This window comes from Corallococcus praedator (genome assembly GCF_003612125.1).
Lineage (GTDB): Bacteria > Myxococcota > Myxococcia > Myxococcales > Myxococcaceae > Corallococcus > Corallococcus praedator.
The window spans coordinates 1-17,996 of sequence record NZ_RAWI01000041.1; the positions used below are offsets into that span (position 1 = coordinate 1).

20 protein-coding genes are annotated in these 17,996 nt (G+C 69.5%); 6 read left to right on the top strand and 14 right to left on the bottom strand.

What is annotated here, in order from left to right:
* On the bottom strand, positions 1-349 hold a 349-nt coding region (locus tag D7Y13_RS08035), incomplete at its 3' end, for a tRNA (cytidine(34)-2'-O)-methyltransferase (RefSeq protein WP_120630653.1).
* A 17-nt stretch (positions 350-366) separates the two neighbouring features.
* Between D7Y13_RS08035 and D7Y13_RS08040 the strand changes: the two genes are divergently transcribed.
* Together D7Y13_RS08040 and D7Y13_RS08045 are read left to right on the top strand one after the other, a co-directional pair.
* A complete protein-coding gene (locus tag D7Y13_RS08040; RefSeq protein ID WP_120532767.1) occupies positions 367-735 on the top strand; it encodes a DUF192 domain-containing protein in 369 nt (122 codons plus the stop codon).
* Between the two features lie 143 nt (positions 736-878).
* Positions 879-1,643: a Stp1/IreP family PP2C-type Ser/Thr phosphatase gene (locus D7Y13_RS08045; protein WP_120532768.1), complete on the top strand. Its 765-nt coding sequence runs from the start codon at positions 879-881 to the stop codon at positions 1,641-1,643.
* Positions 1,644-1,710: 67 nt separating this feature from the next.
* On the opposite strand, the gene D7Y13_RS08050 is transcribed toward D7Y13_RS08045, so the two are convergent.
* Together D7Y13_RS08050 and D7Y13_RS08055 are read right to left on the bottom strand one after the other, a co-directional pair.
* On the bottom strand, positions 1,711-2,739 hold the full coding sequence (locus D7Y13_RS08050) for a nucleotidyltransferase family protein (RefSeq protein WP_120583499.1): 1,029 nt from the start codon (positions 2,737-2,739) through the stop codon (positions 1,711-1,713).
* A 4-nt stretch (positions 2,740-2,743) separates the two neighbouring features.
* Positions 2,744-3,784 carry an aminoglycoside phosphotransferase family protein gene (locus D7Y13_RS08055; RefSeq protein WP_120583500.1) on the bottom strand — a complete coding sequence of 347 codons (1,041 nt, stop codon included), beginning with the start codon at positions 3,782-3,784 and terminating at the stop codon, positions 2,744-2,746.
* Between the two features lie 284 nt (positions 3,785-4,068).
* Here D7Y13_RS08055 and D7Y13_RS08060 point away from each other — a divergent pair, with 284 nt between their 5' ends.
* Positions 4,069-5,436: a pyridoxal-phosphate dependent enzyme gene (locus D7Y13_RS08060; RefSeq protein WP_120583501.1), complete on the top strand. Its 1,368-nt coding sequence runs from the start codon at positions 4,069-4,071 to the stop codon at positions 5,434-5,436.
* A 94-nt stretch (positions 5,437-5,530) separates the two neighbouring features.
* Here the strand turns inward: D7Y13_RS08060 and D7Y13_RS08065 are convergent, their stop codons facing one another.
* The 7 genes from D7Y13_RS08065 to D7Y13_RS08095 all read right to left on the bottom strand — a co-directional run bounded on the left by D7Y13_RS08065 (position 5,531) and on the right by D7Y13_RS08095 (position 11,533).
* Positions 5,531-5,923: a hypothetical protein gene (locus tag D7Y13_RS08065; RefSeq protein ID WP_120532772.1), complete on the bottom strand. Its 393-nt coding sequence runs from the start codon at positions 5,921-5,923 to the stop codon at positions 5,531-5,533.
* Between the two features lie 3 nt (positions 5,924-5,926).
* A complete protein-coding gene (locus D7Y13_RS08070; protein WP_120532773.1) occupies positions 5,927-6,325 on the bottom strand; it encodes a hypothetical protein in 399 nt (132 codons plus the stop codon).
* 147 nt (positions 6,326-6,472) lie between these two features.
* Entirely contained in the window at positions 6,473-6,931 is a 459-nt protein-coding gene (locus D7Y13_RS08075) for a hypothetical protein (protein ID WP_120583502.1), read from the bottom strand.
* 66 nt (positions 6,932-6,997) lie between these two features.
* The gene (locus D7Y13_RS08080; protein ID WP_120532775.1) at positions 6,998-7,447 is read right to left on the bottom strand and encodes a MaoC family dehydratase; all 450 of its coding nucleotides are present in this window, start codon (positions 7,445-7,447) and stop codon (positions 6,998-7,000) included.
* A 90-nt stretch (positions 7,448-7,537) separates the two neighbouring features.
* Positions 7,538-9,388 (bottom strand): discoidin domain-containing protein, encoded by a 1,851-nt coding sequence (locus D7Y13_RS08085; RefSeq protein WP_120583503.1) that lies wholly within the window; start codon positions 9,386-9,388, stop codon positions 7,538-7,540.
* Positions 9,389-9,565: 177 nt separating this feature from the next.
* The gene (locus D7Y13_RS08090; RefSeq protein ID WP_120532777.1) at positions 9,566-10,711 is read right to left on the bottom strand and encodes a cystathionine gamma-synthase; all 1,146 of its coding nucleotides are present in this window, start codon (positions 10,709-10,711) and stop codon (positions 9,566-9,568) included.
* A gap of 60 nt (positions 10,712-10,771) precedes the next feature.
* Entirely contained in the window at positions 10,772-11,533 is a 762-nt protein-coding gene (locus tag D7Y13_RS08095; protein WP_120583504.1) for a crotonase/enoyl-CoA hydratase family protein, read from the bottom strand.
* Between the two features lie 84 nt (positions 11,534-11,617).
* Between D7Y13_RS08095 and D7Y13_RS08100 the strand changes: the two genes are divergently transcribed.
* Positions 11,618-12,619 carry a class I SAM-dependent methyltransferase gene (locus D7Y13_RS08100; protein ID WP_199732756.1) on the top strand — a complete coding sequence of 334 codons (1,002 nt, stop codon included), beginning with the start codon at positions 11,618-11,620 and terminating at the stop codon, positions 12,617-12,619.
* Positions 12,620-12,642: 23 nt separating this feature from the next.
* Here D7Y13_RS08100 and D7Y13_RS08105 read toward each other — a convergent pair whose 3' ends face one another.
* The gene (locus tag D7Y13_RS08105; RefSeq protein ID WP_120583506.1) at positions 12,643-13,848 is read right to left on the bottom strand and encodes a DUF7107 domain-containing protein; all 1,206 of its coding nucleotides are present in this window, start codon (positions 13,846-13,848) and stop codon (positions 12,643-12,645) included.
* A 236-nt stretch (positions 13,849-14,084) separates the two neighbouring features.
* Between D7Y13_RS08105 and D7Y13_RS08110 the strand changes: the two genes are divergently transcribed.
* The gene (locus D7Y13_RS08110; RefSeq protein WP_120532781.1) at positions 14,085-14,753 is read left to right on the top strand and encodes an RNA polymerase sigma factor; all 669 of its coding nucleotides are present in this window, start codon (positions 14,085-14,087) and stop codon (positions 14,751-14,753) included.
* Positions 14,740-16,620 carry a FecR domain-containing protein gene (locus tag D7Y13_RS08115; RefSeq protein ID WP_120583507.1) on the top strand — a complete coding sequence of 627 codons (1,881 nt, stop codon included), beginning with the start codon at positions 14,740-14,742 and terminating at the stop codon, positions 16,618-16,620. Before D7Y13_RS08110 ends, D7Y13_RS08115 begins: the two co-directional genes overlap by 14 nt.
* Here D7Y13_RS08115 and D7Y13_RS08120 read toward each other — a convergent pair.
* Genes D7Y13_RS08120 through D7Y13_RS08130 form a run of 3 tightly spaced genes read right to left on the bottom strand, consistent with a single transcriptional unit; the run spans position 16,592 to position 17,937 of the window.
* A complete protein-coding gene (locus D7Y13_RS08120; RefSeq protein ID WP_120532783.1) occupies positions 16,592-17,185 on the bottom strand; it encodes an FxsA family protein in 594 nt (197 codons plus the stop codon). The genes D7Y13_RS08115 and D7Y13_RS08120 overlap by 29 nt on opposite strands.
* Positions 17,186-17,218: 33 nt before the next feature.
* Positions 17,219-17,356, bottom strand: a complete 138-nt coding sequence (locus D7Y13_RS49005) for a TIGR02450 family Trp-rich protein (protein ID WP_120583508.1) — start codon at positions 17,354-17,356, stop codon at positions 17,219-17,221.
* Positions 17,357-17,388: 32 nt separating this feature from the next.
* Positions 17,389-17,937, bottom strand: coding sequence for a hypothetical protein (locus D7Y13_RS08130; RefSeq protein WP_233595520.1), 549 nt, complete (start codon positions 17,935-17,937; stop codon positions 17,389-17,391).
* Between the last annotated feature and the right edge of the window lie 59 nt (positions 17,938-17,996).

Consider the following 17,996-nt stretch of genomic DNA (forward strand, 5'->3'; position numbering starts at 1 on the left):
CCTCCGGCAACAGCCCCGTCACCTCCGAGCCGAACACCAGGTGGTCCCCCGCCTGGAACCGGGCCGCGTAGAGCGACGTCTGGGCCCGGGCGGAGAACAGCCACCGCCGGGCCTCCGGGTACTCCGCCACGTAGGCGTCGTAGGTCGGGTACAGCTTCAGGAACACCTTGTCCCAGTAGTCCAGCCCCGCCCGCTTGAGGTTTCGGTCGTCGATGGAGAACCCCAGGGGCTCCACCAGGATGAGCCGGCAGCCCGTCACCGCGCACAGCCGGGCCACGTTGCCCGTGTTGGGCGGAATCTGGGGGGAGACCAGGACCAGATGCAGGGGGGACGCCAGGGGCTCAAGCATGGGGTAGAACACGGGACATGCACTGGAGGGTGACCAACGAAACGCGGCAGCGGCTGCTCGCGGACCGCGCCGAACGGGCCGAGTCCTTCGTCCAGCGCTTCCAGGGCCTCATGGGCCGCGCCTCACTGCCGATGGGGGCCGGGATGCACATCGAGCCCTGCAACTCCATCCACACGTTCTTCATGCGCATCCCCATCGACGTCGCCTTCCTGGACGCGGAAGGGCGCATCGTCAAGCAACTGTCCGCGCTTCCCCCCTGGCGTGCCACCTCCATCTACCGCCGCGCCCGCTCGGTCCTGGAGCTGCCCTCGGGCGTCCTCCTGGCGAGCGGCACCCAGGAGGGTGACCGGCTGGTGTTCGCGCCCGCGGAGACTGTTACCTCCTGAAAAGGAAAATCGCTCCCGCCTCCCCGCCCACCCACACCCGGAGGGTGGGGGGCCTCATCGGCGAGAGCTTTTTGACCCCTTTCCGACCGCTTTGTTAACGTCGCGGCCCGATTTTCACGCCTCTCCCGGAAGAGTCCCCACGCATGCGCATCGAGGTCGCCGGCAGCACCCACGTCGGGATGAAGCGGAACCACAACGAGGACAACTACCTCGTGCTCACCGAGGAGAACCTCGTGGTCGTGGCGGACGGCATGGGCGGTCACTCGTCCGGAGAAATCGCCAGCCGCATCGCGGTGGACGAGCTGGGCGAGTTCTTCCGCATGACGTCCAAGGACCAGGACGCCACCTGGCCGTTCAAGATGGACAAGCAGCGCAACTACGATGAGAACCGGCTGTCCACCGGCATCAAGCTGGCCAACGCCCGCATCTTCGAGCGCGCCACCGTGGACACCAAGTACAAGGGCATGGGCACCACCATCGTGTCCGTGCACTTCGCGGACAGCGCGGTCTACGTGGGCCACGTGGGCGACAGCCGGGTGTACTTCTTCCGCGGTGGCATCCTCCAGCAGGTGACGGAGGACCACTCGCTGCTCAACGACTACCTCAAGGCGAAGAAGCTCTCGCCGGAGGAGATTGAGAACTTCCCCCACAAGAACGTCATCGTGCGCGCGCTGGGGATGAAGGAGCAGGTGCAGGTGGACGTCACCCGCGTGGACCCGCTGGAGAACGACGTCTTCCTGCTGTGCTCGGACGGCCTGAGCGGCATGATCTCCGACGCGCAGATGCAGGACATCCTGTCGCGCACGCCGGAGCTGGAGAAGGCGTGCGGCCAGCTCATCGACCTGGCCAACGCGGCGGGCGGCAACGACAACGTCACCTGCGTGCTCGCGCGCTACCACGCCGCCTGAAGCACATGACCAGGGCCCGGCCTCCCGACAGGAGGACGGGCCCCGTCAGCGCAAAAGCCCTGAAGTATCAGCGGCCCGCGAGCGAAGCGGGCACCCGGTGCGGGCCCCACGCGAGCAGCTCCGTGAGGGCCTCACCCGGCGCCACCTGCGTCTCCTCGAACACGGCGCAGCGCTCCAGCCGGGCCCCCTGCCCTACCCGCGCCCCCGGGCCCACCGACACGCCTGGGCCCACGCTGGCGCCCGCATCCACGACGGCCCCAGCGCCCACGTACGCGGGCCCGCGCACCGTCCCCGCGACGCGGGCCTCCGGATGCACCCACGCCCCGGCGGCATCGGCCTTCAGCCCCGCGAGCGGCGAGTCCGTCCCCAGCGCCTGGAGCGGCACGCGCCCTTCCAGCACGTCCCGCACGGTGGCCAGGTAGCGCGAAGGCATGCCCAGGTCGGACCAGTACGCGTCCACCGCGTGCCCGCGAATCTTGAGCCCCGCCTGCATCACCCGCACGTAGACCTCGCGGTTGATGTCCTCGGGGCCCTCGGCCGTCATGAAGTCGAACACGCTGGGGGACATCACGTGCACGCCAGTGAAGTGCCAGGGCTTGAGCCCGTCACCGCCCGGCCCGTACCCCGCGATGCGCTTCACCTGCCCGCCCGCGTCCGCCTCCACCGCCGCGTACGTCTCCCCCTCCGGCATGGGCAGGAGCACCATCGTGGCCACCGCGCCGGACTCCCGGTGCGCCGCGACCACGGGCTTGAGGTCCACCGGGAAGAGGATGTCCCCGTTGAACACGATGAAGTCCTCGCCCGCGAGGAAGTCCTTCAGGCCGCGGATGCCGCCGCCAGTGCCCTGGATGACGGGCTCGTGCACGACGTGCAGGGACAGCCCCGCGCGCTCGCACTCCGCGCGGGCCGCCTTCGCCATCGTGTCCGGCAGGTGGTGCGTGTTGATGCCCACCGCCGTCACGCCCGCGGCCTTCAGCACCGCCAGGTGGTAGCGGAACAGCGGCTGGCCAAGAAACGGCATGGCCGGCTTGGGCCAGCGCTCGGTGAGCGGGCGCAGGCGCGTGCCCAGGCCCGCGCAGAGGACCATGGCCTTCATGCGCTCAGGCCGCCAGCTCGGGCACGTACTTCGCAATCAGCGTCTGGAGCTTCGACAGCTCCGGCCGGAGCGCGAACGCGTCCTTCACGTAGCGCAGCGACGCGGGGATGGACACCAGGAAGCCCGGGTTGCCCTTCACGCGGTTGATGAACTCGAAGCGGCCCGCGTCCTTCAGCTTGCGCTGGATGGTGAGCAGGTCGAAGAACGCCTTGAAGGCCTTCGCGTCGATCTTCTCCCCGCTCTCCTTCTCGAACGTGGCGATGTAGACATCCAGCATCGTGTCCACGAACGCGCGGTCCAGCTCCACGTAGCTGTCGCGCAGCAGCGCCACCAGGTCGTACTGACGGGGGCCCTGGAGCGCGTCCTGGAAGTCGATGACGATGAGCTCGCCCTCCTTCACCATGATGTTGCGGCTCTGGTAGTCGCGGTGCGTGAAGCCGCGCGGCGCGGCGGCCAGCTGCTTCGCGATGTCCTTGAACGTGGCGTCCAGTTCGGCGCGCTCCGCGTCCGTGGGCTTCTTGCCGCTCCAGGCCTCCAGGCCCCACTCGCGGAAGTGGTGCAGCTCCCAGTCGTACAGGTCTTCATCGAAGGCGCGCGTGAAGGCCAGGCACTCCGGATCCTGCTTCTTCTCCGCCTGCACGCGCAGGCGCGCCAGCAGCTCCACCGCGCGCGTGTAGAGCGCCTGGTTGTGGCGGCCCCCCTCCAGCGCGGACTCGAAGGTGATGTCGCTCAGGTCCTCCAGGATCATGATGCCGGCGGGCTCGTCGTAGCGGTGGATGCGCGGCACGCGCACGCCCAGCCCGCTCAGGTAGCGGTGGACGTTGACGAAGGGCAGCTCCTTCGGGGGCTCGCCCTTGGTGGCCTCGTCGCTCTTCTTGGTCGCGTCCGGCGGCATCACCATGGCCACCCAGCTGTCCGGGGGCGCGCCGACGCGGTAGTAGGAGCGACTGCTCGCCTCGCCCTTGAGCTTCGTGATGGGTGCGTCGGGAACGGGACGGCCAATGGCCTGTCCCACCTGGTCGCGAAGGGCGGCCTCAAGTTCCATGCGGACGGGTGCTCCAGCGGGGGAAGGAAAGTCGCCCGCGAGTATCGGAGGCACGGCGCGGCGGGTCAAAGCCCGCGTGGGCCGCTGGCCCGGCGACCGTCCGGCCTGTCGCCTAAGCGACGAGGGGACCCTGGGCCCCGTGAAGGCCGCCGCCCGGGGCCGGGGAAGCGCAACCCTTTTGGTCCTCCCGCGTCAGGAAGCCTGGGGCCTCCGGGCATGTTCCCCCTGACGGGGCGGAGCACGTATAAGGCCCCGATACCCCCCTTTTCGGGAAGCCACGCACGATGGACATCCAAGAGAACATCCTCACCGCCATTGGCCACACGCCGCTGGTGAAGCTCAACAAGCTGGTCGGTCCGAACGACGCCACCGTGCTCGTGAAGTGCGAGTTCATGAACCCCGGCGCGTCCATCAAGGACCGCATGGCGCTCTACATCATCGAGAAGGCCGAACGGGCGGGCACGCTCAAGCCCGGCGGCACCATCGTGGAGAACACGTCCGGCAACACCGGCATGGGCGTGGCGCTGGCGGCGGCGGTGAAGGGCTACAAGTGCATCTTCACCATGCCGGACAAGATGTCCCTGGAGAAGATCAACCGCCTGAAGGCCATGGGCGCCCAGGTCGTCGTCACGCCGACGAACGTGCCCGCGGAGGACCCTCGCAGCTACTACGAGACGTCCAAGCGGCTGGCCAAGGAGACGCCCGGCGCGTTCATGCTGAACCAGTACCACAACCCGGACAACATCGAGGCGCACTACCACACGACGGGTCCGGAGATCCTCGAGCAGACCGAGGGCAAGTTCGACTACTTCGTGTCGGGCCTGGGCACCGGCGGCACGATGAGCGGCGCCGGCAAGTTCCTGAAGGAGAAGATCCCCGGCCTGAAGAACGTGGGCGTGGACCCCGAAGGCTCCGTCTACGAGGGCTACTTCAAGACGGGCAAGCTCACCGAGCCGCACGTGTACAAGGTGGAAGGCATCGGCGAGGACATGCTCTGCGGCGCGATGGACTTCTCCGTCGTGGACGACGTGCGCCAGGTGGATGACCGCCAGTGCTTCAACGCGGCCCGCCGGCTCGCGCGCGAGGAGGGCATCTTCGCGGGTGGCTCCTCCGGCGCCGCGGTGCACGTGGCGGTGGAGCTGGCGAAGGAGATTGGCAAGGGCAAGACCATCGTGGTCGTCCTGCCCGACTCCGGCAGCAGCTACATCTCCAAGTTCCACTCCGACGAGTGGATGCGCGACAACGGCTTCATGCAGGAGAAGGGCGCCGGCACCGTGCGCGACATCATCGGCGCGAAGCCGCGCGAGCTGAAGACGGCGAAGCGCGGGGACCGCGTGGACCACGTGGTGGAGACGATGCGCAGCCACGGCATCAGCCAGATGCCGGTGGTGTCCGACGACGGGCGCGCCGCGGGCATGGTGCACGAGTACGACCTGCTCAACGCCCTGGTCGCCAACAAGGTGAAGTTCCAGGACACCATCGACCCCATCGTCGCCCCGCTCCAGGGCGCCGTGGCCGCCGAGGCCAGCATCGACCGGCTGCGTGAAATCTTCGCGCGCGACAACGTGGCCGTGGTGAAGGACGGCGAGAAGGTCATCGCCATCGTCACGAAGATCGACCTCATCGACTACCTGCACCGCACCGCCGCCTGAGGCGACGCGGCAGGCGCCGGAAACACCGAGGGCCCGGAAGGAGGAGAAACCTCCCTTCGGGCCCTTCGTGCGTGTCCAGCGCTTCAGCGGCGCGTCAGGGATCCGGCTTCGTCAGGTCCAGGGCCACCATGTGGAAGCCCGGGCCCACGTGGATGAAGCCGAAGCGCTTGGCGCGCTCCATGATGGCGTCCAGCTGCGAGTAACCCAGGAGCAGCTTGAAGCCCAGCCGCCGGGCCTCGTCGCGAATCGCGGCGACGATGGCGTTGACGGCCTCGTTGCGAACTTCCTTGCTCAGCCCGGGGGCGGCGATGATCCCTTCGATCAGCGCCACCGAGCTGTCCGTCCGGTACAGGAAGCCCGCCGCCTTGTCCGGGACCACGAAGCCCGTCTGAGGAAGGGCATCCGGGGTCATGGTCTCGTCCCATGGCTTGCGCCACAGCTCGAGCAACCCGTGGTGCAGCTTGGGGTCGAAGGGAATGGGCTTCATGGACTAGGCGAGGAACGTCGACATGCGCTGCGCGGCGAGCTCCGCCGTGTTGCTCATGCCGATGTCGGTGAGCGGGTTCTTCTTGTTCGACTTGAACAGGTCGCCGATGACGTCCGTGACCTTGCTCTTGCCGGTCGCCAGGTTCAGCGCGCCGGACAGCAGGCTGTTGCCGCCCGCGCCGTCCATCAGGCCGGAGTTGGCGAACATGCCCATGGCGTTCTTCAGCACGCCGCCGCCCGGGATGAGGTCGGTGGCCGCGCCCAGCAGCGACTGCAGGGGGTTCTTGCCCTGCATCAGGCCGCTGGCGAAGCTCATCGCCGCGCCGAGCAGCGGGTTCACCATCGTCACGAACGGCTTGACGATGTCCATCACCTTGCCGATTGCCTTGCCGATGCCGCCCATGGTCGTGATCCTTTTCGGGAGGACCGCGTGGCGGCCCTCGAAGTGAAACGTTGAAGGATTGTCGGCCCGAGGGGCGATTAGTTTCCGGTCCTGGAATAATCAGGATTCATCCGGAAAAAGCCCAGCAGTTCCGCGAGGTTGCGGAAATCAGCCCCGGATGGGGCCCTTCTTGGTGACGGCCGGATCCGAGGGGGTGCCGGGCTTCGGGGCCACGGGCTCGCCGGGCTTGGGCGCGGAGCCGAGCGCGGCGCTGTAGCGCTGATCATGGCTCTTGTCGCTGCTGAAGCCGTCGCGCTGCTGGGCCGGGCTGATGACGATCTCCCCGTCGATGATCTTCTGCAGGTGGGTTCCGATCTCCTCCACCGTGGCGATCTTCGGGTCGCGCGCCTTCAGCTCCTCGTCGGGGATGATCTGGAGCTGGGGCGGCTTGTCCGGGTGGATGGCGTAGTCGAGGATCTTCTCCACGTACGCCTCCACGGGGAGCTTGAGCATCTCCGCCTGCTGCTTCACGTCCGCGTCGGCCAGCAGCTCCGCGCGCACCACCTCCACCGGACGCTTCAGACGGCTGGGCGCCGGAGGCGGCACCACTTCGTTCTTGTCGGACATGGGCTTCTCCTTGGGCGCTATTGCTAGCCCAGGTTGCCCCTGGAACTCAAAGTGTCCCGGTTTTCGTCAGGGGGCCGGCGCGCGACGGGCGAAGAGCGCGTTGGCGAGCTCCGTCATCACGACTTCGCCGTGCTGGTTGACGACCTCGAAGCGGAACTTGAGGGCGCCCCGGTCCGGCTTGCTCGTGGAGGGCCGGGCCTCCAGCGTCTCGACGCGCACCTTGAGGGTGTCCCCCGGGCGCACGGGCTTCTTCCAGCGCAGCTCATCCAGGCCCGGGGAGCCCATGCTGGCGGACGTGCTCAGCAGGCCCTGCACGAGCAGCTTGTGGCAGATGGAGGCGGTGTGCCAGCCGCTGGCGATGATGCCGCCGTAGATGCTCTGGCGCGCGGCGTCCTCGTCGATGTGGAAGGGCTGGGGGTCGAACTGGTGCGCGAACGCGAGGATCTCCTCGCGCGTCACCACATACGGCCCCAGCTCCATGATCTCACCGATGGGGAAGTCGTCGAAGTAGCGCATGGTGTCCCTCGAAAAGGTGTGCCGGCCCGCCGGCGATGGAAGGGGTGGAACGGTGTCTGCCCCTCCCTACCTTCCGGCGGGCCCCTTCGGCTACTGCGGAAGCGGCTCTTCGGGATCCGCCACGGACTCCAGGGTGTCCGCGGGCGGCACCGGCCGGAGGACGCGCGGCTCCGCGCGGTCGTCCGTCGGTCCCGGAGGCGTGTCGTGGGCCTCCTCCGCCGCGGCCTCGTCCGCGCTGGTCGCCGTCCGGGCCGCGCTCTTGGCCAGGGTCTTCTTCAGGGTGAGGGTGTCGCGCACGGTGTTGCTGGAGGTGATGAGCCGCGCCGTCAGCGTGCCGCCGTCCACCGTCACGTCCAGGAAGCCGTAGGCCTGGTTGTCGCGCAGCGCGGTCCACGCGGGCTGGCTGGTGGCGAAGGGACGCAGGGTCGCGCCGCCACTGCCCACCACGAGGTACGGGATGCCGCGCTGGCTGCCGGACGCCACGTTGTCGCCGTACATGGGCTTGCTGCGCTCGTAGTCGTGGTCATGCCCGGTGAGCACCAGGTCCACGCCGTACTTCTCGAACAGCGGGCCGAACTGGCGGCGCATGGTGAGCTGCGAGCCGTGCTCACCGCTGGACCAGGAAGGGTGGTGGAAGAAGGCCACCGTCCACGGGCGCGTGTTCGCGGCCAGGTCGCTCTCCGCCCACGCCTTCTGCGCCGCGAGCGTGCACCGGTCCGCGGACGCGAGTCCCACCGCGCAGTTGGAGTCCAGCGAGATGAAGTGCACCGGGCCCCAGTCGAAGGAGTAGTAGCGCTCCGTGCCCGCCGGGTTGTTGGCCGGCAGGTAGAGGTTGTCCAGGTAGGGCTGCGCCTGGTTCGTCACGTACTCGTGGTTGCCGGGCGTGGCGAACATGGGCACCTGACGCAAGAGCGTGGCCATGGGCGTGAAGAGGTGCGCCTGGAACTCCGCGTCGGTGCCGTCCGGATACGCGTTGTCGCCCAGGGCCAGCAGCAGCTCCGAACGCCACGCGGGCGTGGACATCACCGCCATCACCTTCTTCTGGTAGCTGCCGCCCGTGCCGAAGTCACCCATCGCGGTGAAGTGCACCTTCGTGGCGCTGGAGGGGGTGGACGTCTGGAACCCGCGCAGGCCCGTGGTGCTGCCGCACGCGGACACGACGTAGCCGTAGGTGCGGCCCGCGGTCAGGTCCGACAGCTTCACCGCGTGGTGCGTGCCGGACACGCCCGCGCTGACCGTGTTCGTCAGGCTGGTGCCTTCGCCGTAGCGAACGGTGGGCGTGCAGGTGCTGGCCGTGCGGAAGGCCACGATGGCGGAGGTCTGCTTCACGCTCTGCAAGTACGGCAGCCGGGGCAGCACAGGACCGGAGTCGGACGAGGACGGAGGCGTGGGAGTCGCGCCCGCCGCGCACGCCCGGGTCTCCGCGATGGAGTTCCAGTCATTCACCGTGTTGCCGTTGACGGTGATGCGCACATAGCGCGCGCTGCGAGCGGAGAAGGACGTCGTCTGCGCGGAGGCGTTGAGGGCGCTGTCGCCCGCGTACGCCTGCGTGAAGGTGGCGCCGTCCGTGGAGGTGGCGATGGTGAAGTGGTTCTGCCGCTCGTTGCCCCGGTGCCACGCGATGGTGGTGCCGGTGAGGGACTGCGCCGTGCCCAGGTCCATCTGGAGCCAGACGCCCTGCCCTTGCGCGCTCCAGCGCGTGGCCAGGTTGTCGTCCTGCGTGTTCGCGGCCACGTTGCCGTCGTCGCCACTGGCCGTCACCGCCTTGGGGGCGAGCTGGTTGCAGTTGGCCGCGGCGAGGGACGCTTCTTCGTCTTGCGCCGCCGGCGCGGGGAGCGCGGCGGGAGGGTCATCCGAGTCAGTGGGAACAGGCGGGGACTCGCAGCCAGTCGCGAGCCACGCGCCCAGGAGGCCGGTGGAGACAAGCAGTCGATTGCGCATCGCGGCGGAAACGTTGTGTTCCAACCAACATTCCCCCTGCCCCGGAGGGCATCCGGGCAGCCTGGAGAGGAGGCAGGCGTGGGCCGCGCTCCGGGTCCGGAAACGACGAAGGGCCTCCACGCGCCCGGTGTGGGGGAGCGTGAAGGCCCGGCGTTGAAGCGACGGTGCGGCCGGGGGCTACTTCGCCCGGTCGAGCGCCTGCGCGAGGTCGTCGATGAGGTCCTGCGAGTCCTCGATGCCCACGGACAGGCGGATGAAGCCGTCCGCGATGCCCAGCTTCTCCCGCGTCTCCTTGGGGACGGAGGCGTGGGTCATGATGGCGGGGTGCTCGATGAGGGACTCGACGCCGCCCAGGGACTCGGCGCAGGCGAAGACCTTCACCGCCTTGAGGAAGGTGCGCGCCGCCTCCAGGCCGCCGTGGATGTCGAACGTCAGCATGCCGCCGAAGCCGGTCATCTGCTGGCGGGCCAGCGCGTGCTGCGGGTGCGTCTCCAGGCCCGGGTAGGTGACCTTCTTCACCTGCTTGTGCGTGGACAGGTACTGGGCGACCTTCATCGCGTTGTGCGCGTGGCGGTCCATGCGCACGTGCAGCGTCTTCACGCCGCGCAGCACGAGGAAGCTGTCGAAGGCGCCGGACACGCCGCCCACCGCGTTCTGCAGGAAGTACATCCGCTCCGCGACGTCATCGCGGCTGGTGCACACGAAGCCGCCCACCACGTCGCTGTGGCCGTTGAGGTACTTCGTCGTGGAGTGCGCGACGACGTCGAAGCCCAGCGCCAGCGGCTTCTGGAAGTACGGCGTCATGAACGTGTTGTCCGCGACGGACAGGATGCCGCGCTTCTTGGCGATCTCCGCGATGCGGCCCAGGTCGATGAGCTTGAGCATCGGGTTGGTCGGCGTCTCCACCCAGACCATCTTCGTCTTGGGGGTGATGGCCGCTTCGAAGTTCTCCGGCTTGGAGAGATCCACGAAGGAGTACGTGATGCCCGCGCGCTTCCACACCTTGTCGAAGAGCCGGAAGGTGCCGCCGTACACGTCGTCGGAGACGATGACGTGGTCACCGACCTCCAGCATGTGCATCAGCATGTCGGTGCCAGCGAGGCCGGACGCGAACGCGGCGCCGTACTTCGCGCCCTCCAGCGCGGCCAGGCAGTCCTGCAGGGCCTTGCGCGTGGGGTTCTGCGTGCGGCTGTACTCGTAGCCCTTGTGCTCCCCCGGCCCGTCCTGGACGTAGGTGGAGGTCAGGTAGACGGGCGTCATGATGGCGCCCGTGGTGGGGTCCGGCTCCTGGCCGGCATGGATGGCGAGCGTGTCGAAGCGCATGGCCCGCGAACTAACACAGTCCCACGTGCCGCGCAGCGCTCCCGGGGTGCCTTCCGGTGTCTACTCGAACTGGCCGTGCCGGCCCGCTCCCCCGGCGAAGCGCGTGGCCCCGGCGATGGACTCCGTTTGGAGCACCTTCACCCCCTCCTGGAACTCCTGGCGCAATGCGTCTTCCAGGCCCAGCCCGGCCTGCGTGTAGGCGGACATCCGGTCCGCCTTCATGCACGCCTGGGGGAACGCGGCCAGTTGGTGCGCCAGGGCCTCCGCCGCCGCCCGGGCCTCGCCCTTCGGCACCACGCGGTTGACCAGCCCCATGCCCAGCGCTTCGGACGCGGGTACGGGGCGGCCGGTGAGGATGAGGTCCAGGGCCCGGGACAGGCCAATCAGCCGGGGCAGGCGCACGGTGCCCCCGTCGATGAGCGGCACGCCCCAGCGGCGGCAGAAGACGCCCAGCACCGCGTCCTCCTCCGCCACGCGCAAATCACACCACAGGGCCAGCTCCAGCCCCCCCGCCACCGCGTGCCCGGAGATGGCCGCCACCACCGGCTTGGACAGCAACATGCGCGACGGGCCCATGGGCCCATCCCCTTCCGGCTCCAGGCGCGACAGGCGCCCTTCCGCCACGGCCTTCAGGTCCGCGCCCGAGCAGAACGTGCCCGCGTCGCCGAAGAGCACGCCCACGCGCGCGTCGGGGTCCGCGTCGAAGGCGCGGAAGGCATCCGCCAGTCCGGTCGCCGTGTCGCGGTCCACCGCGTTGCGCACCTCCGGGCGGTGGAGGATGACGGTGGTGACGGGGCCGTTCTTCTCGACGTGCACGCTCATGGCCCCGGGTTTTCCCCCGCCTCCCGTCCGGCCTGCAATATGAGGGGCGGCGCGCGGGTGCGAAACAGGAAGGACCGACGGGGCATGGCGGACGAAGGCAAGCAGGACTCACAGGACGCGGCGGCGACGGGCACGAACATGTTCGAGAACCGCCTGCGCAAGAACGCGAAGCGCCTGCGCAAGTGGGCCCGCGCGCAGGGGCTCACCGCCTTCCGCGTCTATGACCGGGACATCCCGGAGTACTCCTACGCGGTGGACCTCTACGGAGACCACGCGCACGTCGTGGAGTATCCGCGCCGCAAGGCCCACGCGAAGGGCGCCAGCACGGATTCCGAGCGCGCGGAGGTGCTCGCCGCCGTCACCGCCGTGCTGGGCGTGCCCGCGGAGAAGACGTCCGTGAAGACGCACACGCCCCAGCCCTGGGGCCGCTCGCAGTACGGCCGCGTGGGCCAGGGCAGCGAGCGGCTGGTGGTGGAGGAGCAGGGGCTGAAGTTCTGGGTGAACCTGGGCGACTACCTGGACACCGGCCTGTTCATGGACCACCGCAACACCCGCGCGCGCGTGCGCACGGAGGCCAAGGGCAAACAGTTCCTCAACCTCTTCGCGTACACGGGCGCCTTCACGGTGTACGCGGCGGCGGGCGGCGCCAGGGGCAGCGTGAGCGTGGACCTGTCCAACACGTACCTGGACTGGGCGGAGGACAACCTGGTGCTCAACGGCCTGGCGGATCCGCGCCACGTGCTCATCCGCGCGGACGCGAAGGCGTGGCTGGAGGACCAGGCCCGGCACGGGGAGGACCGGTACGACCTCATCGTGTGCGACCCGCCGTCGTTCTCCACGTCGAAGAAGATGTCGGGCAACTTCGACGTGCAGCGCGACCACGTGCGGATGCTCGAACACCTCCAGGCGCTCTTGTCGCCCGGAGGTGTCCTGTACTTCTCCACGAACTACCTGGGCTTCGAACTGAAGGACTCCGCGACCCGGGGCCTGGAGCAGGTGGAGGAACTCACCCCCCGCTCCATCCCCGAGGACTTCCACCGCAAGGAGATCCACCGCTGCTGGCGCATGGTGGCCCCCTCGCGCTGAAAGCCGTCACCTGCTGGCGGTGACTACAGCCAGCAGACGTTGTCCTGGCAGCGCTCGCCGGACGGGCACTCGCAGTTGGCCTGGCAGACCTTGCCGGAGCCGTTGTTCACGGGCTTGCACTGGCCGCTGGTGCAGGCCTGGCCGGCGGGGCACTCGCAGTTGGCCCGGCACACGGAGCCGGACGTGCCGGCGTCCTGCGACGGCTGCGTCGGGGGCAGCTTGCACTTGCCGCTGGTGCAGACCTCACCGGACGGGCACTCGCAGTTCACCGTGCAGGACATGCCGCTGCCCGTGCCGGGGTCCGGCGTGGGCGCCTTGCACTTGCCGCTGGAGCAGACCTGACCGGAGGGGCAGTCGCAGTTGGCCTGGCACGACTGGCCCGGGTCCGGCTGTGGCGACTTGCACTGACCGCTGGTGCAGACCTGGCCGGCGGGGCACTCGCAGTTGGCCTTGCACGCGCCACCGGAGGGGATGGGCAGGCAGTAGCCAATCTCGCACTTGGTGTCCGCCGAGCACTCCGTGGTGGAGGTGCAGGGCGAGCGGCACTGGCCGTTCACGCAGTCGTTGTTGGCCGGGCACTGGGCCTGCGTGGTGCAGGCGTTGGGGTCCTGCTGGCGGGGCTCGCACAGGCCCTGGATGCACACACCGTTGGGGCCGCACTTGGCATCCGTGTCACACCCGGCCTTGCAGACGCTGTTGATGCAGTAGCGGTCCGCGCCGCAGTCCGTATTGACCCGGCAGGTCGGGGCGGTGCCGCCGTCCGTCTGGGAGCCGCCGTCCGGCCTGGTGCCGCCGTCCGTCTGGGAGCCGCCATCCGGCTTGGTGCCGCCATCCGTCTTGGTGCCGCCGTCCGTCTTGGTGCCACCGTCCGTCGAGCCACCGCTGCCGGGCTTGGGGGTGCAGAAGTTGTCCTGGCAGCGGCCGGAGGCGCCGCATTCCGAGTCGCGGTAGCAGGACTGGGCGCACCAGCCGTTGATGCACATCTGCGAGCCGGGACACTCGCTGGAGTACACGCAGGAGTTGGCGTCGGAGGAGAGGTCCCAGCAACTGCCGGCCCGACAGTACTGGTCGGAGCCACAGTCGGACGTACTCACGCAGCTGGAGCTGTAGTCGTAGTCATCGTCAGGCCAGTACCCGTCTCCACGCGTATCGAGGATGCAACCCGACAACAGGCCTAACAGCGCAAGGAACGGCACGAACAGCGTGCCGCGAAGCGAGGTGTTCCTCATGAGTGGGGGCTCCAAAGGAATAGGATGGGTCCGGACCGGCCACCGGGGGGGTCATCCGATTTCGTGAGGCTTCGACGCAAGAGGGGGCCGAATCGATCAAATAATTTTGATCTTTTTTCGTCTCTCCGGAGACCCAGGGGCACGGAGGCAGTGTGCTCGTCTGGACCACCGACACAGACTGGAGGGCGTTCCTCGATGGGGGGAACGTCCTGCGTCACCTTGAAGGAGAAGCGGCGGTGTTCATCCGTGGAGCACGCTCGTGGGCTGCCGCGAACCCACCCGAAGCCGGGTCGGGCGAGGGCGCCACGCGCGCGCAGCAGTCCACGGACGAAGCCCACCTGCTCCTCCTGGTGCGCCGCATCCAGGCCGGGGAACTCTCCGCCTTCGAGCAGCTCTATGAGGCCACGCGCGAGGACGCGGCGCGAACGCTGCGCCACCTGGTGGGCAACCGCGTGGAGGTGGAGGACCTGCTCCAGGAGACGTACCTGCGGCTGCTCACGGCGGTGAAGGGCTTCCGGGGCGAGTCGCGCTTCCGCACGTTCCTCTACCGGGTGTGCTCCAACGTGGCGCTGAGCCACCTGCGCTGGAAGCGGAGGCGGCCGGAGGATGCGTTCGCGGATCCGCCGGAGGTGGTGGCCCCGGGGGAGGATCCGGAGCGCGCCGCGGAGCGTCGTCAGGCGGCCCGGCTGGTGGAGGCGGCGCTGGAGAAGCTCAAGCCCAAGAAGCGGATCGTCTTCGTGTACCACGAGCTGTGCGGCATGAGTCCGGACGAGATCGCCCTGGCCGTGGGAAGCTCCGTCAACACCGTGCGCAGCCGCCTGCACCACGCGAGAGTGGAGTTCACCGAAGCCATGCAGCGTCTGGTCGTCGCCCGTCCGGTGGGAGGCTCCCATGGCCGGCCATGAGCCCCAGGCCCTGTGGGCGCTGGCCGCGGGCGAATTGGAGACCGGAGCGAAGGCCCGCGTGGAGGCGCACGTGGCGGCCTGCGCGGCGTGCTCGGATGAGCTGAGGCGGGTGGTGGAGGCTCGCGCGCTGCTGCACACCGCGCGCGAGGTGGCGCCCGCCGTGCGGTGGGAGGAGACCGGGGCCAGGTTGAAGGCCGCCGCGGCGACGCGGATGGCCATGCCCGAGCGCCGGTTCCTGTCGCCGTGGGCACTGACGCTCGCCGGGGCCTGTGCTGTCGCGCTCGTGTTGTGGCTGGGCAGTGCGCTGATGGCGCGGCGGAACGCGGGGCTGGGGACGTCCACTGTCGCGGTGCAGGCTCCGCGTGACGTGGAGGGTTCGTCTGGATCCACGCCTGCGCATCCACCAGTGGATGCGCGAAAGGATCCGGCGGTCGTGGCGACCGGACCGGGCTCCACGCCCACGACGGGAGATGCACAGAAGGCCCAGGAAACCATCGCGGCCCGCGCCGACGCGGCGTCCACCACCGAGGTGGAGCGCGTGACTGGCGCGGTGGTGCGTGAGGTCACCGGGTCGGAGCACGCGCTTGAGTCAGGCACGCGGTTGCGCTCGGGCATGGCGGTCCGCACGCTTCCGAAGGCGTCCGCCGTGCTGCGCCTTCCAGACGAAAGTCGGGTGCGGCTGTCGGCCGGCTCGGACGTGTTGCTCGCTCGCGCGGAGACGAACGCGGTGCACCTCACGGTCCAGCAGGGACGCCTCTCCGTGACGGCCTCGCACGCGCGGCGGGAGGGCTTCCTCGTGGAGTCCGCCGGCCTGCGGGTCACCGTCGTCGGGACGGTCTTCTCCGTGGAGCGCACCTCCAGGGGTGCTGCGGTGGCGGTGCTCGAAGGCCGCGTGCGCGTGGACGCGGAAGGACAACCTCCGCGCTTCGTGGACGCGGGTGAACGCGTGGAACTCACCCAGGCCGGAGGCGCGCTGCGACCTCGCGCGCTTTCCGCTGGCGACCGTCAGGCCTTCCACGACCTGCGGGCCGCCGAGCCTCGCCCCACCGTCGCGAGTGTGCAGTCTTCACGGAAGGAGCCGACCCGGACCGACGTGGTCCCTGCCCCGAAGGTGAAGCCGGACACCGCGGTCGCATCCAAGAGCGCGCAGTCGCAACCCACGAACAACTCCGCGCCGCGCCAGTCTTTTGCCACCGCCGCCAATCCATTGGAGGCCCCGGCCCCACCGACAGAGGCCATCGCTCCGGCGCCCGAGTCCCCGCCATCAGCAAGCGACACCGCCGTGGCCACGGCGCCCACCAGGCCCTCGCCCTCCGACGATGACTTCGTGCCCTACCCTGGTTCCTCCGGCGATGCGCTCGCGCCCTCCGCTCTCGGGTTGACGCCCGGAGCGGTGCAGGCCCCCTCCATCGCGGCGGTGCCTCCGCCTCCGCCGCGTCGGCGCAAGACGCTGGGCATGCTCGTGCCGGGTGGCCTCCTGTCGGACGACTCCGACGAGCGTTTCCTCGGCTACGCGCGGTTGCAGTCCCATGCAACGACGTGCGGACGCTTCCTCGTGGGCCTGGGTGAAATCGCCGAAGCCAGTCCCCGCTCGAACCACCGCGAGGAGGCCCGCTCCCTCCGGGGTCGCTGCTTCACGAAGCAGCGTCAACCCGTGGCCGCCGAGGACGAATACCGTCAGTACCTGCGGGAGTTCCCCAGCGGCCGCTACGCCCCCGAGGCCCGCGTCGCGCTGGGGCTGCCCGTCAACCCCGCGTCGGGAACGCCCGAAAGCGCACCCGCGCCCCTGCCCGTCACGCCCCGGTGGAACGCACCGGGCTCGCCCCAGCGGACGCCCGTCAGCCCCGGGGTTCCTCGTCGCTGGTGAAGTCCGCGTCCACCTCGCCGCCCTCGCTCCGGGGGCGGCGGAAGGTCGTGGACCCCTCGGACGGCTCCACCGAAGCGGGCACCTCCGAGGTGTCGAAGCGCCGGGCATCCTGGAAGGGCCCCGGCGCCCGGTTCGGGTCGAACGGAGGTCCGTCCGGAGTCGGCCCCACGCCCCCGAAGTGCGTCACGCGCACCGCGCCCGAGCGCAGGGTCTGCTCCAGCGAGCGCCGGACGCGCGCCGTCATGTAGCGGCGCACCGGAGGCACCATCAGCGCCAGCCCGATGACGTCCGAGATGAACCCCGGCGCGATGAGCAGCGCACCGCCCACCATCACCAGCACGCCGCTGAGCAGGCCCTCCTCGGGCACTCCGCCGCCGGCCATCGCCTCACGCCAGTTGCGGAACACCCGTTCGCCCTGCTTCCGGGCGATGAGGCTTCCCAGCACGGCGGAAGCGGCAAGCAACCCGAGCGTGGACCCCAGCCCGATGTGCTGCCCGAGGGTGATCAGCAGGTACAGCTCCGCCAGGGGCAACAGGATGCAGACGATGACGAGGGCCTTGAGCACGCCGGCACGTTAACGCCAGAACCGCCTCCGCGCTCATCTACAGCCAGACCGCCAGTGAACTACGTCCGCGTCCAGTCCCTGGAGCGGGTCATTCCCCTCCCCCACCCAGCGCAGGACGACGAAGTGCTTCTCCTGCTCCCGGGGCTGGACCGCCGTCCACCTGGAACCCACCCGTCACTCCCGCTGGAGATGGACCGGTGGACTCATTCCCCGTTGAGCTGCCGGACCAGGGACGTCATCACGAAGTAGAGGATCGCGAAGCCCCCCACCCCGAAGAGGATGAGCTTCATGGGCAGCGACATCCCGGGCCCCTTCGGAGCGTACCGGGCCGCCGCGTCCATCGCCTCCGCCAGGCCGGGCGTGATCTCCATGCGCGGCGCCGTGCGCGCGTACTGCTCCGTGCGCGCGTACTGCGCCACCACGCGCTCCGTGTCGGAGGCAGCCAGGACCTGACCGAGCTGCGGGTCGAACAGCCGGAGCTTCGCCTCGCGGGCCAGGGCCGCTGCTTCCTTCAGCACCTCGCGGATGAGGTCCGGGTGTTCCAGCAGGGGCACGCGCAGCTCCAGGGCCATGACCCGGCCCTGGTCGCGGAGCGGCGTCACCTCCACGTTGCCCTGGGACAGGGCCCAGTCACGCGCGCCGTCCGGGCGGACGGCCCCTGACCTTGCCGCCAGGAGGGCATCCACCCGCGCTGCGTCGTATGGACCGCCCGGGGCCATCGGTTGAAGGACCAGCTCGTACTCGAATCTCACGCGGGTTACGAGTATACGCCGCGCGGGGCTGTACCCGCCCCCTTTCCCTCCGAGACGCC

Coding starts and splice junctions, on each gene's coding strand:
- D7Y13_RS08090 (WP_120532777.1), bottom strand. CDS start 10,711: ATGCGCTTCGACACGCTCGCCATCCATGCCGGCCAGGAGCCGGACCCC.
- D7Y13_RS08065 (WP_120532772.1), bottom strand. CDS start 5,923: ATGAAGCCCATTCCCTTCGACCCCAAGCTGCACCACGGGTTGCTCGAG.
- D7Y13_RS08115 (WP_120583507.1), top strand. CDS start 14,740: ATGGCCGGCCATGAGCCCCAGGCCCTGTGGGCGCTGGCCGCGGGCGAA.
- D7Y13_RS08075 (WP_120583502.1), bottom strand. CDS start 6,931: ATGTCCGACAAGAACGAAGTGGTGCCGCCTCCGGCGCCCAGCCGTCTG.
- D7Y13_RS08105 (WP_120583506.1), bottom strand. CDS start 13,848: ATGAGGAACACCTCGCTTCGCGGCACGCTGTTCGTGCCGTTCCTTGCG.
- D7Y13_RS08060 (WP_120583501.1), top strand. CDS start 4,069: ATGGACATCCAAGAGAACATCCTCACCGCCATTGGCCACACGCCGCTG.
- D7Y13_RS08040 (WP_120532767.1), top strand. CDS start 367: ATGCACTGGAGGGTGACCAACGAAACGCGGCAGCGGCTGCTCGCGGAC.
- D7Y13_RS08050 (WP_120583499.1), bottom strand. CDS start 2,739: ATGAAGGCCATGGTCCTCTGCGCGGGCCTGGGCACGCGCCTGCGCCCG.
- D7Y13_RS08095 (WP_120583504.1), bottom strand. CDS start 11,533: ATGAGCGTGCACGTCGAGAAGAACGGCCCCGTCACCACCGTCATCCTC.
- D7Y13_RS08055 (WP_120583500.1), bottom strand. CDS start 3,784: ATGGAACTTGAGGCCGCCCTTCGCGACCAGGTGGGACAGGCCATTGGC.
- D7Y13_RS08070 (WP_120532773.1), bottom strand. CDS start 6,325: ATGGGCGGCATCGGCAAGGCAATCGGCAAGGTGATGGACATCGTCAAG.
- D7Y13_RS08045 (WP_120532768.1), top strand. CDS start 879: ATGCGCATCGAGGTCGCCGGCAGCACCCACGTCGGGATGAAGCGGAAC.
- D7Y13_RS08080 (WP_120532775.1), bottom strand. CDS start 7,447: ATGCGCTACTTCGACGACTTCCCCATCGGTGAGATCATGGAGCTGGGG.
- D7Y13_RS08085 (WP_120583503.1), bottom strand. CDS start 9,388: ATGCGCAATCGACTGCTTGTCTCCACCGGCCTCCTGGGCGCGTGGCTC.
- D7Y13_RS08100 (WP_199732756.1), top strand. CDS start 11,618: ATGGCGGACGAAGGCAAGCAGGACTCACAGGACGCGGCGGCGACGGGC.